13 protein-coding genes and 1 pseudogene are annotated in these 16,143 nt (G+C 59.0%); 5 read left to right on the top strand and 9 right to left on the bottom strand.

The window, feature by feature from the left end; translation table 11 throughout:
* Nucleotides 1–1,116, bottom strand: a pseudogene (locus tag CHU70_RS09905) (AMP-binding protein); the annotation flags it as partial.
* Nucleotides 1,117–1,238: 122 nt separating this feature from the next.
* Here CHU70_RS09905 and CHU70_RS09910 point away from each other — a divergent pair.
* Nucleotides 1,239–2,549 carry an ISL3 family transposase gene (locus CHU70_RS09910; protein ID WP_070439683.1) on the top strand — a complete coding sequence of 437 codons (1,311 nt, stop codon included), beginning with the start codon at nt 1,239–1,241 and terminating at the stop codon, nt 2,547–2,549.
* A gap of 91 nt (nt 2,550–2,640) precedes the next feature.
* On the opposite strand, the gene pgl is transcribed toward CHU70_RS09910, so the two are convergent.
* Genes pgl through zwf form a run of 3 tightly spaced genes read right to left on the bottom strand, consistent with a single transcriptional unit; the run spans nt 2,641 to nt 6,076 of the window.
* Nucleotides 2,641–3,408 (bottom strand): 6-phosphogluconolactonase, encoded by a 768-nt coding sequence (gene pgl, locus CHU70_RS09915; protein ID WP_070567129.1) that lies wholly within the window; start codon nt 3,406–3,408, stop codon nt 2,641–2,643.
* On the bottom strand, nt 3,405–4,421 hold the full coding sequence (locus CHU70_RS09920; protein ID WP_070567126.1) for a glucose-6-phosphate dehydrogenase assembly protein OpcA: 1,017 nt from the start codon (nt 4,419–4,421) through the stop codon (nt 3,405–3,407). Before CHU70_RS09920 ends, pgl begins: the two co-directional genes overlap by 4 nt.
* A 50-nt stretch (nt 4,422–4,471) precedes the next feature.
* A complete protein-coding gene (gene zwf / locus CHU70_RS09925) occupies nt 4,472–6,076 on the bottom strand; it encodes a glucose-6-phosphate dehydrogenase (protein ID WP_016422737.1) in 1,605 nt (534 codons plus the stop codon).
* A 134-nt stretch (nt 6,077–6,210) separates the two neighbouring features.
* Between zwf and CHU70_RS09930 the strand changes: the two genes are divergently transcribed.
* From CHU70_RS09930 to CHU70_RS09940, 3 genes are read left to right on the top strand one after another with little or no spacing between them, the layout of a single operon-like run.
* Nucleotides 6,211–6,573, top strand: a complete 363-nt coding sequence (locus CHU70_RS09930; RefSeq protein WP_016422738.1) for a GntR family transcriptional regulator — start codon at nt 6,211–6,213, stop codon at nt 6,571–6,573.
* Complete coding sequence (locus CHU70_RS09935) at nt 6,570–7,289, top strand: ATP-binding cassette domain-containing protein (protein WP_069358692.1); 720 nt, start codon at nt 6,570–6,572, stop codon at nt 7,287–7,289. Before CHU70_RS09930 ends, CHU70_RS09935 begins: the two co-directional genes overlap by 4 nt.
* A complete protein-coding gene (locus CHU70_RS09940; protein WP_070547097.1) occupies nt 7,286–8,005 on the top strand; it encodes a hypothetical protein in 720 nt (239 codons plus the stop codon). The genes CHU70_RS09935 and CHU70_RS09940 overlap by 4 nt, the downstream gene beginning before the upstream one ends.
* Nucleotides 8,006–8,273: 268 nt before the next feature.
* Here the strand turns inward: CHU70_RS09940 and tal are convergent, their stop codons facing one another.
* On the bottom strand, nt 8,274–9,389 hold the full coding sequence (gene tal, locus CHU70_RS09945) for a transaldolase (RefSeq protein WP_070567121.1): 1,116 nt from the start codon (nt 9,387–9,389) through the stop codon (nt 8,274–8,276).
* Between the two features lie 170 nt (nt 9,390–9,559).
* Nucleotides 9,560–11,659 carry a transketolase gene (gene tkt / locus CHU70_RS09950; RefSeq protein ID WP_147719042.1) on the bottom strand — a complete coding sequence of 700 codons (2,100 nt, stop codon included), beginning with the start codon at nt 11,657–11,659 and terminating at the stop codon, nt 9,560–9,562.
* Between the two features lie 289 nt (nt 11,660–11,948).
* On the opposite strand from tkt, the gene CHU70_RS09955 reads away from it, so the two are divergent.
* Nucleotides 11,949–12,863 (top strand): heme o synthase, encoded by a 915-nt coding sequence (locus tag CHU70_RS09955; RefSeq protein WP_172954651.1) that lies wholly within the window; start codon nt 11,949–11,951, stop codon nt 12,861–12,863.
* A gap of 382 nt (nt 12,864–13,245) precedes the next feature.
* Here CHU70_RS09955 and CHU70_RS09960 read toward each other — a convergent pair whose 3' ends face one another.
* The 3 genes from CHU70_RS09960 to CHU70_RS09970 all read right to left on the bottom strand — a co-directional run bounded on the left by CHU70_RS09960 (nt 13,246) and on the right by CHU70_RS09970 (nt 16,124).
* Complete coding sequence (locus CHU70_RS09960; RefSeq protein WP_016422745.1) at nt 13,246–14,259, bottom strand: heme A synthase; 1,014 nt, start codon at nt 14,257–14,259, stop codon at nt 13,246–13,248.
* Between the two features lie 93 nt (nt 14,260–14,352).
* Nucleotides 14,353–15,156: an ABC transporter permease gene (locus tag CHU70_RS09965; RefSeq protein WP_147719041.1), complete on the bottom strand. Its 804-nt coding sequence runs from the start codon at nt 15,154–15,156 to the stop codon at nt 14,353–14,355.
* Nucleotides 15,156–16,124 carry an ABC transporter ATP-binding protein gene (locus CHU70_RS09970; RefSeq protein WP_147719040.1) on the bottom strand — a complete coding sequence of 323 codons (969 nt, stop codon included), beginning with the start codon at nt 16,122–16,124 and terminating at the stop codon, nt 15,156–15,158. The genes CHU70_RS09965 and CHU70_RS09970 overlap by 1 nt, the downstream gene beginning before the upstream one ends.
* Nucleotides 16,125–16,143 lie beyond the last annotated feature (19 nt).

Below are 16,143 nucleotides of genomic sequence, written 5' to 3' on the forward strand. Positions count from 1 at the left end.
CTATTGGGCCCGAGCGGCGCGAACCTGCTGCTGGATAGTCTCCATGACCGAAGCATCGGCCAAGGTTGTGGTATCACCAATCTCGCGGTCTTCGGCGAGATCTTTGAGCAGACGGCGCATAATCTTACCCGAGCGGGTCTTGGGGAGGTCAGTGACCACGGTGATTGATCGCGGTGTCGCAATCGGTCCGATCGCGGCACGAACATGATCACGCAGGACCCCGACGGCGTCGTCGAGTTGCTGAGCGCTTTCGCGCAGAATCACAAACGCCTCGATCGCCTGCCCGGTGGTTTCATCTTGGGCCCCGACCACAGCGGCCTCAGCAACCATCGCATGGGCGACCAACGCCGATTCAATTTCTGCCGTCGACATCCGGTGCCCGGAAACATTGAGCACATCATCGACCCGGCCCAGGACCCAAATATCGCCGTCCTTATCGAATTTCGCGCCGTCACCGGCAAAATATACGCCAGGGTACTGTGACCAGTAGGTTTTCTGATACCGTTCCTCATCGCCCCACAGGGTGCGCAGCATGCCGGGCCACGGTTCGGTGATCACCAGATAGCCACCGTTGCCGGGTTCTACCGGAACGCCGGCTTCGTCATAGATATCGGCCGTAATGCCGGGCAGGGCGCGCATCGCGGCCCCGGGTTTCGTGGCGGTCACCCCGGGTAGCGGGCTGATCAGAATATGGCCGTTTTCGGTCTGCCACCAGGTGTCCACGATCGGTGCGTTATTGCCCCCGATGTGCTCGCGGTACCACATCCACGCTTCGGGGTTGATCGGTTCACCCACGCTGCCCAACAACCGCAGCGACGACAGGTCATATTCGGCCGGGATATCGCGACCCCAGCGCATGAACGTACGGATACTGGTGGGCGCACAGTACAGAATCGTCACGCCGTATTTCTGCACGATCTCCCACCAGCGCCCCCGATGCGGAGTATCCGGGGTGCCCTCATACAGCACCGAGGTGGTCGCATTGGCCAGCGGCCCGTAGACGATATAGGAGTGCCCGGTGACCCAGCCGATATCGGCGGCCGTCCAGTAGATATCGGTTTCGGGTTTGATATCAAAAACCGCCCAGTGGGTGTAGGAAACCCCCACGAGATATCCGGCTCTTCGGAATTTTGGGTGTAGATGGGTTTGGTGATCGGGGTGTGTTGAAGGCGTAAAAAGAGTCGAGGTCTTCCGAAGATGGAAGTGACGAAACCACACATCTGAAGAAAGACCTCGACATGCACCAGCTTACCTTCTCGCGCCCAGATCTTGATGCCTTTTGCCTGCTGAGCAATTCCGGCGTCACCGTGACCGGTCAACACGTCACCGCCGAGCAAGCCGTGCTGGAATGTCGAGTCGTGGAGGCCGATCAGTTCTGTCGGCATTGCGGTGCTGAAGCCACAGTGCGAGGCAGTGTGGTGCGCAAAGTCACGCATGTGCCGGTGGGTTGGCGGCCCACCCACTTGCATGTGCGGTTACGCCGCTACCGGTGCGATACCTGTGCCCGTGTCTGGCAACAAGACACCACATCCGTGGTGGCTCCGGAGGCCAAACTCTCGCATGCTGCCGCGTTGTGGGCGTTGAAATCGGTAGTCATCGACCGGTTATCCATTGCCCGGGTGGCGGCCAATCTGGGCGTGTCCTGGCATACCGCCAACGACGCGGTGCTGACCACGGGTCGGCGGTTGCTCATTGACGATCCCAACCGGCTCAATGGGGTCAGAGTGTTGGGGGTCGATGAGCACGTGTGGCGCCACACCCGCTGGGGTAACCGGTATGTCACCGTGGTCATCGATTTGACCCCCGTGGCAGACCGCACAGGCCCGGCACGGTTATTGGATATGGTCCCGGGCCGGTCCAAACAAACCTTCATCACCTGGTTAGAAGCGCAAACCAGCGCGTTTCGGGCCGGCATTGAGATCGTGGCCATGGATGGGTTCACCGGGTATAAAACCGCAGCAGCTGAAACCCTGCCTGAGGCCACCACGGTCATGGATCCCTTCCATGTGGTGGCCCTGGCCGGTCAGGCCGTGGATAAGGTTCGACAACGCATCCAACAAGCCACCCTGAGCCGGCGTGGTCGCAACGGGGACCCATTGTATGGGATCCGCAAAGTGCTAAAAACCGGCAAAGAGTATCTGACCGAACAACAACAAGCCCGCCGGGATGCCGTGTTTGCCAACCCGGACCATGCCCCGGTCAAGACCACCTATGACATCTACCAAAAGATTGTCGCCGCCTACCGCAACCCCAACAAGAAGCAAGCCAAAAAACGGTTCCGCAAACTCATTGCTTCCATCAGCCACGGGGTCCCCAACACGCTCAAAGAGCTGCAGACGTTGGGCCGGACGATGAAACGCCGGGCTGATGACATCTTGGCCTACTTCGATCATATCGGCACCAGCAACGGTCCCACCGAAGCCATCAACGGCAGAATCGAACACCTGCGCGGTACCGCCCTAGGCTTCCGCAACCTCACCCACTACATCACCAGAGCACTGCTGGACACCGGCGGATTCCGAACCAAAATACACTCATTTTTACGATGAGCCCCTTTAAGCAATAAAAATTCCCGTCGATAGCATTTCGCTTATCGACGGGAATTTGCTGGTTCTGGGCTGTTAGCGGTGAAGCGGAAGCCTAGAGCTGCGCAGCCGCAGCATCGTCAACAAAGACAACGGTTTCCTGAACACCGCGAACCCCGGCCGCCGGCCACTGCGCTGGGTCGTCCTGCTGAGCGATAGCTGCAATTGCCTCAGCCTTTTCGCCGCCCGCTACAAGTAGCCACACACGCTGAGAGCTGGCGATGGCCGGCATCGTCAGCGTGATGCGGGTCGGCGGTGGCTTCGGGCAGTTATGCACGTCCACGACCAAGCGTTCCTGCTCAGCCAGCGCTGCGGTATGTGGGAAAATCGAGTTGATGTGTCCCTCTCCGCCCATACCGAGAAGGTGAAGGTCAAAGCCATTTGGAGCCTTCTCCCGAACGATCGCTTCGTAGCTTTCGGCGGCCTCCGTGGTGGTCACGCCGCTGTCGGCAGCGGCAAACTCGAAGATGTTTTCCTCCGGCACGCCGACAGGGGACAAGAGACGCTTACGAGCAGCCAACGCATTGCGATCTGCCGAGTCGGCAGCGACAAAGCGTTCATCTCCGAAGAACACCAGGACTCGGTTCCAGTCGATGTCTCCGGAATCGTCGGCAAGCGCACTGAGCAAAGCGGTACCCGCGCCGCCACCGGTGAGAACGACGCGTACGAAACCGTCATCGGTGACCGGAGAGGCGTTGCCATGGTGGACGGCGACAACCGCATCGATGAAGCGCTGACGTGCAGCCTCGACGATGCCCGCCTGGTCAGCGGCGCGGTGGAACTGAGGGGCAGGGACGGTATTCGAGGCGTTATCGGTGGTCACTTGTCAGAGACTCCTGGTTCGTTAGCGAAGCTAGTTGTTGTGGACGTCGGAGATTGCATTCCCACCGTGTGAATCTGACTGAGGCCACGCAGGGCACGTCCGTAGGCAGTATCGTGGTCGAGGTGACGCAGCTCCTCTGCCAAACATTCGGAGCGTGTTGGACGCGATACTGCAACCTTGAACGGGGGCTTTTCTCCGTTGGTGACCGATGCAGTGGTGGCGCTTTCAATATCGATACGCAAAGTCTGGCCATTTTCACGCTCAAAGGCGACGGAGGTCACCGGTGGCTTGGCGCGGCCCTTTTCGTCCACCGGAATCTTCTTCTCACCGGTGGAGTAACGGTTGACCGGCAGCCCCAGGCGATCTGCCAACCATCCGGCGGCGACCTCGACCGATGGCGAGTCCTGTGGGCCGTAGATGGACACGGAGGTCACCGGCGAGTGCGGCGGCAAGTCGAAAGCGGATGCCAACACACCGCGCCAGTTCGTCAGCCGCGACCAGCTCAGGTCGGAATCGCCGGGCGTGTAGCCCGTACGGCGCGTGTAGATAGCGTTGCTATTCGGGTCACAGAGTGAATCGGTGATACGGCGCTGGGCAATCCGGCCGATTGGTGTCGCCGCTGGGACCTGCGGCGCCTCAGACGGCCACCACGCCACGACCGGCGTATCCGGTAGCAACAGGGGAGTCACCACAGAGCTGTGGTGCTGACCAATCTCACCGGACATATGCATAACGACGATCTCAGCGGCACCGGCATCACCACCGACGCGGAGCTCCGCGTCAAGGCGATTGTCCAGGCGTGGATCATCGGAGACCAATACCAGCACACGGGATGGGTGCTCGCGGGAAACGGAGTTGACCGTGGAAATAATGTTTTCCAGGTCGTCTTCGCTTTTGGCCAAAACAATCAGGGTGAGGACACGGCCCGTGGTGACGATGCCGCCCTGCTCTCGAAGCTGCACCAACTGACGAGCAATGCTCGCGGTGTCAGTGTCTGGCAAATTGACAATCATGAAAGTGTTCTTTCTGTCAGAAAATTCTTAAGAACTGAGAGGTCGGCAACCTATGGCCGTCGCCAAGCGCGACCGTCGCGCTCGAGCATGTGGTCAGCGGAGGAAGGCCCCCACGAACCTGCGGGGTAGCCCTCGGGACGACCGCGCTTGGCCCAGTACTCGATGATGGGGTCAAGAATCTTCCAGGACAGCTCGACTTCCTCATTAGTGGGGAAGAGGCTGGCCTCGTCGAGAAGCGCATCCAGAATCAGGCGCTCGTAGGCCTCTGGCGACTGCTCGGTAAACACCTCGGAGTAGGAGAAGTCCATGTTGACATCGCGTACCTCCATGGCCGAGCCCGGAACCTTCGAGCCGAAGCGCATGAGCACGCCCTCGTCTGGCTGGACTCGAATCACCATGGCGTTCTGGCCGAGAGCGGCAGTCATCGTCTCCGCAAAAGGCAAGTGCGGTGCGGACTTAAAGACCAGCGCAATTTCAGTGACGCGACGGCCGAGGCGCTTGCCGGTGCGCAGGTAGAAGGGGACACCGGCCCAACGACGAGAATTGATCTGGAGCGTACAAGCGGCGTAGGTCTCGGTCGTGGACTCGGGGTCGAATCCTTCCTCATCGCGCAGCCCCGGCACAAAGTTGCTGCCCTGCCAATCCGCGGTGTACTGGCCACGTGCGGTGTATTTCGAAAACGGACGCACTGGCTCGACGGCACGCAGAACCTTAATCTTTTCCGCCTGCAGCTCTTCCGGGGTAAAGGCGATGGGCTCTTCCATTGCCACCAGTGCCAGCAGCTGGAGTAGGTGGTTCTGAATTACGTCACGAGCCGCACCGATACCGTCATAGTAACCGGCGCGACCACCCAAACCGATGTCCTCGGCCATGGTGATCTGAACGTGGTCAATGTAGTGAGAATTCCACATCGGATCGAACAACTGGTTGGCAAAACGCATGGCCAAAATGTTCTGGACGGTTTCCTTGCCCAAGTAGTGGTCGATGCGGAACACGGCGTCTTCTGGGAAGACCGAGTTCACAATCCGGTTGAGTTCCTGAGCGGAGGCTAGGTCGTGTCCGAATGGCTTCTCAATAATCACGCGACGCCAATAATCCTCGCCCGACTGCGCCAGCCCCGAACGATCGAGCTGATGACAGACATCGGGGAAGTTAGCTGGCGGAATGGACAGGTAGTAGGCCCAGTTGCCAGCGGTGCCGCGGGAGCGATCGAGCTCCTCAAGTTGTGCGGCCAGGCGATCGAAGGCCTCGTCATCGGTGAAGGTACCGGTGACAAAGTGAATGCCCTCAGCCAGGCGCTGCCAGACACTCTCACGGAAGTCTGTGCGGGCGCCCTGTTCCACTGCGGTGCGCACATAATCCTCAAAGTCCTGTTTCGACCATTCGCGACGACCGTAGCCAACTAACGCGAAGGAGGCGGGCAGCAGACCGCGGTTGGCCAGATCGTAAATGGCAGGCAGAAGCTTCTTTCGGGCCAGATCGCCCGTCACTCCGAAAATCACCATGCCGCCCGGGCCCGCAATACGCGGCAAGCGTTTATCCTGTGGGTCGCGCAGCGGGTTGATGTATCCGTCGTGGTTGGTGCTGTCGTCTCCGTTGTGCGGAGAGCTGGCAGTAGGGGAGTTCGAATCGTTGCGTTGCAGAGAATCACTCACGGTTTACATAATGTCATATCGAGAAAAGTCCGGTGGAATCGTTTCCGATTCCTCCGATGGGGCCTTGACGGGTCCCTTTCTTCTGCCTTAGGTTTATGACCTAGGTGGTATACCCATAAACCATGGAGGTGTATATGCAGGCGAAGGAGGCGGACCCTCGGCCCATCTACGTCCAGATCGCCGAGGATCTGAAATCAATGATTTTGTCCGGGGAGCTCTCGGCTGAGGATCGTGCCCCTTCAACCAAGGAGCTCTCGGAGTTTTATCAGGTCAACCCAACCACGGCCGCCAAGGCCATGACGGAACTGTCGATGGTGGGGCTTGTGGAGAAGAAAAGAGGACTCGGAATGTTTGTCACTCCAGATGCCCGTGAGCGCATTCGCGCTGAGCGTCGTGAAGCGTTCCAGCGCACCTACATCGAGCCGTTAAAAGCGGAGGCCGGCATTCTCGGCCTCACGCTCCACGACATCATCGCCATGCTGGAGGAGGAGAAATGAGCATCTACGGCGTGATTGGCCCCAACGGCGCCGGCAAGACTTACTACCTGCGTACCCTCGCGCAGATGCCTACGGCGGCCCTGGCGAAGGCTGCACCCGACACCCAGGTCTTCGGTGCCACCCCGCGCGAATATTTCCAGATCCTGCGCACCGGCTGGGATCAGCTCGATGTGCCCCACGCGGAGTCCCTCCTCGATTTCCCCGCTGACACCCCTATCAAAAAGCTCAGCCTGGGCCAGCGCCAGCTGCTCATCGCCGCTGCCACCCTGGCATCGGGCAAGGAAGCATTGCTTTTCGACGAGCCCTTCAACGGCCTCGATGTCGAGCACCGCGCCACATTGCGCGGCATGCTTATCGACTCGGCCGAATCGGCCAACATTGTGGTCACCTCGCAGCACTCCCAGGATCTAGCCGGCCTAGTCGACACCTTGATTGTCATCCACAAGCAGGATGCGTACGGGCCCTATGACGTCGATAAGCTGCGCGCTAGCCATCCGGTGCTGCGAGGCCCTACGGATCTCGTGGCGCAGGTGGCCGGCCCAGTGCTCGCTAAGAAAACCCTCGGCGAGCGCTGCGAGGCAATCCTGGCTACAGAGCTCAGTTCGTCTGCCGCTGCGCATGCCCGCGCCCTCGGCGTTGAGGTGAGCTACCTCGACCCCGCGGCCCTCATCGACCTCGCAAGCACCTCCTCCTACATCGAACGGAGCAAGAAATGAGCACCGGAGCTTTCATCGCGACCAACAAGAAAACCTTCCTCGGTGTTGCCGCCGTGGCCATCCTGTACTCGGCCTTCGGGCGCATGCTCGTAGGCAGCGGAACCGGCAACACCTTGCTTGGCATTATCGCGCTGGGCATCCTCTTCCTCATCACAGCCCGGCGTTCGGTCACCCTGCGTGACTACGGCGTGAGCACCGCCCGCTGGGTACGCTCCGCAATCATCGCAATCTTGGGCACATCGTTGGTGGCTACCGCCTTCATCGTCACGGCGATGGTCATCGAGCAGAACAAGTCCGGTTACTACCGCGGATTCGATAGCTTCATTGTCACCTCCGGACCGGCCCTGTTTCCGGACACTAACGGGGAGCTGTACATGATTGAGGATTCCGGGCAGAACTACACCACAGTTCTGCTCACCGCGCTGTGCGTCTTCTTGAGCTTCCTCATGACTACCGTGGCGAGCACCGCAGTCGGCACCGTCGCCGGCGCGAAGGGCACTCGTGCAGGATCAATTACCATTGGCCTGGCCCTGGCCACGCTCTTCCTCTTCAGCTATCTGCTGGACGTGACCGACTCCGTACCGGGTGCCCCCTGGCCGGCTGTGCCGATCTTTGCCTCAATCATCGCCGTAATCTCTGCGTTCGTGATGGCCTGGGCTTTAAAGGAAGACAAACGCCCACTGCCCTCTGTGCGTCCCACCTTCGCCACGTCCTAGCACCAATAGAAAAGCTCCCCGCGCAGGGGAGCTTTTTCATGTCCAACGTTGAACATGCGGGTTAAGTAACACAACAGGCGAACCGAAACTGACAACCCCAAAAGTTACGGGCTGCAGATGTGAAACTGTGCAAGTTTATGACACCTTCAGGCTATTTTTCGGGCCGTTTTTGACATAACCGCAGTCAGTAACTCGGATCGCCAGGCGACCTGCTGGCGCCAGCCAGAAACGCAGCCACTACCAACAGGCACCTAGATAATCAGCAGGCTTACTTCAGCTGCTCCATGCGCTGTGCAATCGACTCGAGCAAGGACTGCCAGGAGTCCACGAACTTCTCCACGCCCTCGCGCTCCAGGACAGCGAAGACGTCATCGAGGTCGATGCCAATCTCGCTGAGCTGAGTCATAACGGCATTGGCTGCGTCACCCTGGCCGCTGACGGCGTCGCGAACCTCGCCCTCGAAGCCCGCGGCAGCACGCAGCGTCTTCTCCGGCATGGTATTCACAGTCTGCGGTGCAGCCAGCTCAGTGACGTAGAGGGTGTCCGGGTAAGCCGGGTTCTTCACACCGGTCGAAGCCCACAGCAGGCGCTGCGGCTTAGCACCGGCGTTTTCCAGCTGTGCCCAGCGAATATTCTGCGCCGAGAAAGTCTCCTCGAACTTGGCGTAAGCTGCACGGGCATTGGCCAGACCAGCCTTGCCGCGCAGAGCCAGGGCCTCCTCGGAGCCGATCTTGTCCAGGCGAGCATCGATTTCGGTGTCAACGCGGGAAACAAACAGCGACGCAACAGAGTGGACCGAAGCCAGGTCCACGCCGTTGTCCTTCGCACGCTCAATGCCCTCGATGAACGCATCAATGACCTGCAGGTAACGCTCCACCGAGAAAATCAGGGTGACGTTTACCGAGATTCCCTCGGACAGAGCCTGGGTGACAGCCGGCAGGGAAGCATCGGTCGCCGGAATCTTAATCATCGCGTTCTGCTTGCCGACGCGCTCCCAGAGCTTACGGGCCTGCGCAATCGTGGCCTCGTAGTTGTCGGCGTAGCGAGGATCGACCTCGATGGACACACGGCCATCGACACCGTCGGTTTCTTCGGATACACCAGCGAAAAGGTCACAGGCATCGCGGACGTCGTCGATTGCCATCGCGAACACAGCATCTGCCGAGTTCGCACCCTCTGCAGTGAGCTGCGCCAGCTGAGAGTCGTAATCCTCACCGGCGGTCATCGCCGAAGAGAAGATTGCCGGGTTAGTAGTGACACCGACAACCCGAAGCTCTTCAATCAGATTTTTCAAATCGCCCGAGGTGAGGCGCTGGCGCGAAAGATCGTCGAGCCACGCCGAAGTCCCTACCTTGGCGAGCGCTTCCATCGTGGTGCTTCCCATAGTGTTTAACGCCTTTCTGTCAATACCGCTTCGTTGCCTAAAGACTTCGCTAAAAGTTGTATGTCCTTAAACTACTGTGCGTCACAAACAATACTGGCGCTACCGGAGCGCGGTACGGTTTTCACAAATCCCGTCCCGACAGCGGCCGATAGCGCCAGGTTTTAACAAACTTACTTAGCAGCCTCGATGGACTCCTTGGCGGCATCGACAACAGCCTCTGCTGTGATGCCGAACTTCTCGAACAGCTCCTTGTACGGAGCCGATGCACCGAAGTGCTCCAGGGAGACAGCGCGACCAGCATCACCCAGGTGGCGGTACCACGGCATTGCAATACCGGCCTCAACCGAGACACGAGCGCGGACGGACTTCGGCAGAACCTGCTCGCGGTAGGCATCGTCCTGCTGCTCGAACCAGTCAAGACACGGAACGGAGACAACGCGGGCGCTGACGCCTTCCTCAGCCAGCTTGTCAGCAGCTTCGACAGCGAGGTGAACTTCCGAACCGGTAGCCATCAGGATGACGTCCGGGGTCTCCTTGGCACCGTCGACAAGCACGTACGCACCACGACGGACGCCCTCAGCGGCCTTCTCCTTGGTACCTTCCAGGACCGGAACGTTCTGGCGGGTCAGAGCCAGAGCCTTCGGGCCTGCCTCTCCCTGAAGAACAGCGGCCCAAGCCTGAGCGGTCTCGTTAGCGTCAGCCGGGCGGACAGTGGACACACCCGGGATAGCGCGCAGCGAAGCCAGCTGCTCAACAGGCTGGTGCGTCGGACCGTCTTCGCCCAGACCAATGGAGTCGTGGGTCCAGACATAAATAGGGGAGATGCCCATCAGCGATGCCAGGCGGACAGCCGGACGCATGTAGTCCGAGAAGATAAGGAAGGTGCCGCCGTACGGACGGGTACCACCGTGGAGCAGAATGCCGTTGAGGATCGAGCCCATAGCGTGCTCACGAATACCGAAGTGCAGGTTGCGGCCGTACGGGTCAGTGGTCCAGGTGCCGGTGGTGATGGACTTCGGACCGAAAGACGGCTCGCCCTTCAGGACGGTGTTGTTGGAGCCAGCCAGGTCAGCCGAGCCACCCCACAGCTCCGGCAGGGTCTTGCCCAGTGCCTGCAGCGCAGCCTCAGAAGCCTTACGGGTGGCAACACCCTTCTCGTCCGGCTCCCAAGTCGGCAGCTCAGCGTCGAAGCCCTCCGGCAGCTCGCCAGCGGTCAGACGGTCCAGCAGAGCCTTGCGCTCCGGGTTAGCCGCAGCCCACTCGTCGAACTTGACCTGCCACTGTGCATGAGCCTCAGCACCGCGCTCAACTAGCTTGCGAGTGTGCTCAATGACCTCGTCAGCGACGTCAAAGCTCTTGTCGGTATCGAAGCCGAGAGCTTCCTTGATGCCGACAATCTCCTCGCCACCAAGAGCAGCACCGTGCGATGCGCCGGTGTTCATCTTCGTCGGAGCCGGGTAAGCGATCACAGTACGAACGCGAATGAAGGTCGGACGCTCCGTATCCTTCTTGGCCTCCTCGACAGCAGCCTCGAGTGCCGCGACGTCCTCGCCGCCGTCAACCTCAATGACCTGCCAGCCATAAGCACGGTAGCGGTCCGCGACATTCTCGGTGAAAGCAATGGTGGTGTCGTCCTCGATGGAGATGCCGTTGTCATCCCAGAAGACAATCAGGTTGCCCAGCTGCTGAGTGCCGGCCAGCGAGCCGGCCTCGGCAGTGACACCCTCCTGAACGTCACCATCAGAAGCGATGACGTACACGTAGTGATCGAACGGAGACTCACCCGGAGCAGCTTCCGGGTCGAACAGCCCACGTTCCCGTCGCGAAGCCATGGCAAAACCGACAGCCGACGCCAGCCCCTGACCCAGCGGGCCAGTGGTGATTTCCACGCCGTCAGTGTGGCCGTACTCCGGGTGACCCGGGGTGAGAGCGTCCCACGTACGCAGCGCCTTCAGGTCATCGAGCTCCAGGCCAAAACCGCCGAGGTACAGCTGGACGTACTGCGTCAGAGAGGTGTGACCACAGGAGAGAATGAAACGGTCACGGCCGATCCACTTCGTATCCTTCGGGTCATGGCGCATAACGCGCTGGTAAAGAGAGTAAGCCAGCGGTGCGAGGCTCATCGCAGTGCCGGGGTGCCCCGAACCTGCCTTTTCAACGGCGTCTGCGGCCAGCACACGGGCCGTATCAACGGCCTTCGTATCAAAGTCAGACCAGTCCGAGGGGTAGTTGCGCACAACCCGTGCTTCATGCTCAGTCGACAGTGTCACGTGAATGACTCCTAGTATCCAAATGGATTAGTAAAATTCTCCTCCATACTAACTAGGATTGCGCGCTCCGGGTTCAAACCGGGCCGAATAGCTGAGAGATAAGTCTCAGAGGGCGCGCCGCACATGCTTTACGACGGTCATTATTGGAACCGTTATGATTACCGGTAAACTGATTGCCTGCCCCTCATTTAATTTTGCGGAAAAACTCGTCGGGAACTTTCCGACCGTTACATCCGACTATCTGTAAACGGGGGGTTTGTTTATGGCGCGTGAAAGGGACATTGCTTTGTTGGAAACAGTCAAGGCGTATATTGCACTGACTAAGCCAAGAATTATCGAGCTCCTGCTCGTCGCGGCCATTCCCGCAATGCTTCAGGCTGATCGCGGTCATGTTCACGTTGGACTGATTCTTCTCACCTTGTTCGGTGGTTGGTTGGGTGCCGCAGCTGCGCACACCTTCAACATGGTCATGGATTACGACATTGACCAGAAGATGCGCCGTACTCGCCGTCGCCCGCTCGCGCGCAACCAGGTTAGCCGTCGAGCGGCAGCGATTTTCGGCACTGTCTTGATGATTGCGTCGTTCCTATGGCTGTGGTTGCTGTGTAACTCGCTGCTGGCCGCCGTTTTCATTCTGATTACGATTGCCTTCTACATCTTCGTCTACACGTTGTGGCTGAAGCGCCGTACTGATCAGAACGTAATTTGGGGTGGCGCTGCGGGTTGTATGCCGGTGATGGTCGGCTGGGCCGTGATCACTGACAACAACCCGGAGATTACGGGGCTGGCTCACTGGTGGCAGGCATTCATCCTGTTCCTGCTTATCTTCTTCTGGACTCCGCCGCACACCTGGGCATTGGGCCTGCGCTACAAGGAGGACTACAAGGCCGCTGGCGTGCCGATGATGCCAGTGGTCAAGCCGGCAATCGTCGTTTCCAAGCGCATTATTTACTACACCGCCGCGACCGTGATTACCACTCTGCTGTTGGTTCCGTACGCGGGTTGGATCTATCTGATTGGCGCCGTTGGCGCTGGTGCCTGGTTCCTGTGGGGCGCCATTGACCTGCACCGCCACGTTAAGACCGGTGGCAAGATCAAGCCGATGAAGCTGTTCTTCATGTCGAACAACTACTTGTCTATCGTCTGTGTGGCGCTTTCTCTCGATGCCGTACTCGGATTGCAGACAATTTCGAGCATGTTCTAGGGCAGCTGCTGAGCTCCTTTGAAGAGGCCCTTTCCGGTTGCGGGAAGGGCCTCTTTTTGTGTGTGGAGATGGGCACGGGCTGCAAATGTGAAACTGTGCGAGTTTATGACACTTTCAGGCCATTTTTCGCGCGATTTCTGTCATAAACATAGTCAGTAACTCGGATCGATAGGTGGGCAGACCGCCCCCTTGCACCGCCCGCGCAGCCCGCACCGCCCGCGCAGCCCGCTAGCCACTGGGAAACGCACATCCGAGCACACGGAGCCGAGCAGACAGCAGAACCGCCTAAACACGCACAACCAAAGCGCGTGTTTAGGCGGTTCAAGCAGGAATCAACAGCCGGTAACCACAGTGGTTAATACAGCCGCTGACCGGCAGCTAGCTACGCGGTAACCTCGACGTTCTTCTCCGAAGCAACAGTGGCGGCAGCCGCATCGCCTTCAAGCGAGCCAGTGACTTCTGCGCTCCCACCGACAGTGCGGTAACCGTGCTGGAAAAGTACTGCAGTCAAAGCGGTGCAGATACCAGATCCGGCAACGTGAACCGGCACCAATGCCTCCGGTACACCGGACCAATACTGAATCATTCCAACTACGCCCTGAGCCAAAATGAACACAACGAGTGCGATGGCAACCTTACGCACAGGTGCAAAGGCTTCCGAGGCCAGCAGACCGAAAATGAGGCCGATAACCAGGCCAAGGTAGAGGTACATAAAACCAGCGTGGATATGCGCCAGGTCAACAATCGGTAGCTGGAGGCGATCCTCCGGGAGCACCGAAGCATCTCCAGCGTGTGGTCCGGCACCGGTGACCATAGTTCCGGTAATCAGCGTCATCGTCAGGGCCAAGCCGGAGGCGGCAGCCAGATAGCGCAGATAGCGCGGGTACATGCGGGTAGCAGTGCCGTCGTCAGGCTCAGAAATCTTGACGAAAAGCATGCCAGCGAGCCAGACCAGAATCATCGAAGGCAGGAAGTGCAGCGCTACGGCGTACCACTTCAGGTCAACCCAAACGGAGATACCGCCGATAACAGCCTGGACGATAACGCCGAGACCGTTGAGGAAAGCCAGCAACTTGATTTCCTGACGGCGACCGACACGCATAACCGAAAGGAAGAGCAGAAGTGTCAGCGCAACCAGCACAAAGGTGAGCAGCCGGTTGCCAAACTCAATAATCTGATGGAGCATTTCTGCTTCCCCCGCGACAGGAACGAAGCTGCCTGGGTGACATTCAGGCCACGAAGCACAACCGAGACCTGAACCAGTAACACGGACGATAGAACCGGTTACCGCAATTGCCGCCTGCGCAATCAAAACCAGCAGGGCATAGAGCTTCTGGCGCCCGATTGGTGTCAGCGGCAAAAACGATAGGGGCAAACTTCGATCTGCAGTATTCACATTAAGAAATTCTACCCATGCTGGCGGAAAATGGTAATAAGCGAAACCCCTGCGTTGGGCTGCGCTTTTCTATGCAGATTCCCCGACAGATTCCTAGTCATTCGGCATATCAAAACGGAACCAGCGGGCCGCGAATGCAGCGACAAGGACGCCCCACACAAGTAGCACCCCGACAGCTGACCAATGGACGGACATGGCCAATGCCGCGGAGATCACGTCGGTAAGCGCGACGGACGGCAAGAGGTGCAGCAGTACAGAGCTGATGCCATCTAGCGACGGTGCGACGGCCACATAAGTAGTAGCACCAATAAGGAGGAACCAGATCAGGTTGGCGAGACCTAGGATTAGCTCGGCCCCCAACGTGCCGCCCATGAGCAAGCCCAATGAAGTAAAAACGAACGTTCCCAGAAGCATCCCCACATAAGCCAATAGCCAGCCGCCAATCGAGAGCTCTGCGCCAAGAGCGAGCCCCACGAGGCTGAACAGTATGTATTGCAACGTGACAGTAGTGCAGACCGACACAATCTTGCCTGCAATAATGCCCCACGGTGGCACGCCTGAGGCACCGATGCGCTTCAGGGCTCCGTAACGACGGTCAAAGCCCACGGCAATTGCCTGCCCCGTAAAACCTGCAGACATGACGGAAATCGCCAGCACCATGGGGAAGATGCGCTCGAGCGGATCATCGAGTTCCAACACAGGCACCATCACCAGTCCGATGAGCATCGCCAACGGGATAATGATGGTGAGGAGCATTTGCTCACCGTGCCGCCAGAAGAGCTTCGTCTCCAACCACGCCTGCGACATGACCAACGTCGCCATGTCGGAACGCTGCGGCTCCGGGGCGAAAGTGCCCTTAGCAAAGCGGGAGGCATCAGACCTCGGTGCGGTAGTCATTAGCTCCTCATCTCCGTTCCAGTGATCTGCAAGAAGACATCTTCAAGCGATTGCGTCGCCTTATTCAACGAGGTGATCAACACCTCTTGTCGCTCGCAACTCTGCGCCAATACAGTCAAGGCGCGCGGTGAAGCCTCACCAATCAGTGAGAACTCTCCACCGCCAGAACGCTGCAGACGCTGCGAAAGACCAGACTCGCTAAAGCTGCGGTTGACCTCTTCGAAGTCAAGGCTGCCTCGAACGCTGACCTTCATAGCAGTGCTTGACGACGTCCCATGGAGCGCCGATGCGCCTGCGCTAGTGATTTCCTCGGTGGTGCCGGCCACAACTAAATGGCCTCGGTCGATAATCGCAACGTCGTCGGCAAGCGATTCGGCCTCGTCCATCAGATGCGTTGTCAGGACTACGGTGACCCCATCCCGGCGCAGCGACGAGATGAGATCCCAGACGGCTAGACGGGACTGAGCATCGAGGCCTGCTGTCGGCTCGTCGAGGAACACAAGCTCCGGACGTCCGACCAGGGCACATGCGAGCGACAGTCGCTGCTGCTGACCGCCAGAGAGCCTGCGGTAGTTCGTCTTACGATGGCGTTCTAGGCCAACGATTTCAAGGAGCCAATCAGTGTCCAGCGGGTTTGCGGAGTAACTGGCAACGAGGTTCAGCATTTCGCCAACGCGAACACCGGGGTAGGCACCTCCGCCCTGGAGCATGATGCCAATGCGGCTGCGCAGTGCTGTGGTTTGAGTGACCGGGTCGAGATCGAGAATGCGAATTCGCCCTTCATCCGGCTTGATGAAGCCCTCACACATTTCAACGGTTGTGGTCTTACCAGCGCCGTTGGGGCCGAGGAGCGCAAGAACCCTACCTCGATCCAGGGAAAGCGAAAGGTCTGATACAGCCTCAACGTCATCGAATTTCTTCGTTACGTTCTCAAGGCGCAGAGCAGGAGAATTGGCAGCGTTATTCACGGTTAGTCAGTCTAATCTC

Origin of the sequence: Corynebacterium sp. LK10, assembly GCF_008042455.1 — a bacterium.
GTDB classification, from domain to species: domain Bacteria; phylum Actinomycetota; class Actinomycetes; order Mycobacteriales; family Mycobacteriaceae; genus Corynebacterium; species Corynebacterium jeikeium_D.

Bases quoted from the DNA above. Each gene is read 5' to 3' on its own strand.
- CHU70_RS09910 (WP_070439683.1), top strand. From the start codon at position 1,239: ATGCACCAGCTTACCTTCTCGCGCCCAGATCTTGATGCCTTTTGCCTG.
- CHU70_RS09920 (WP_070567126.1), bottom strand. From the start codon at position 4,421: ATGATTGTCAATTTGCCAGACACTGACACCGCGAGCATTGCTCGTCAG.
- CHU70_RS09930 (WP_016422738.1), top strand. From the start codon at position 6,211: ATGCAGGCGAAGGAGGCGGACCCTCGGCCCATCTACGTCCAGATCGCC.
- CHU70_RS09935 (WP_069358692.1), top strand. From the start codon at position 6,570: ATGAGCATCTACGGCGTGATTGGCCCCAACGGCGCCGGCAAGACTTAC.
- CHU70_RS09940 (WP_070547097.1), top strand. From the start codon at position 7,286: ATGAGCACCGGAGCTTTCATCGCGACCAACAAGAAAACCTTCCTCGGT.
- tal (WP_070567121.1), bottom strand. From the start codon at position 9,389: ATGGGAAGCACCACGATGGAAGCGCTCGCCAAGGTAGGGACTTCGGCG.
- CHU70_RS09965 (WP_147719041.1), bottom strand. From the start codon at position 15,156: ATGACTACCGCACCGAGGTCTGATGCCTCCCGCTTTGCTAAGGGCACT.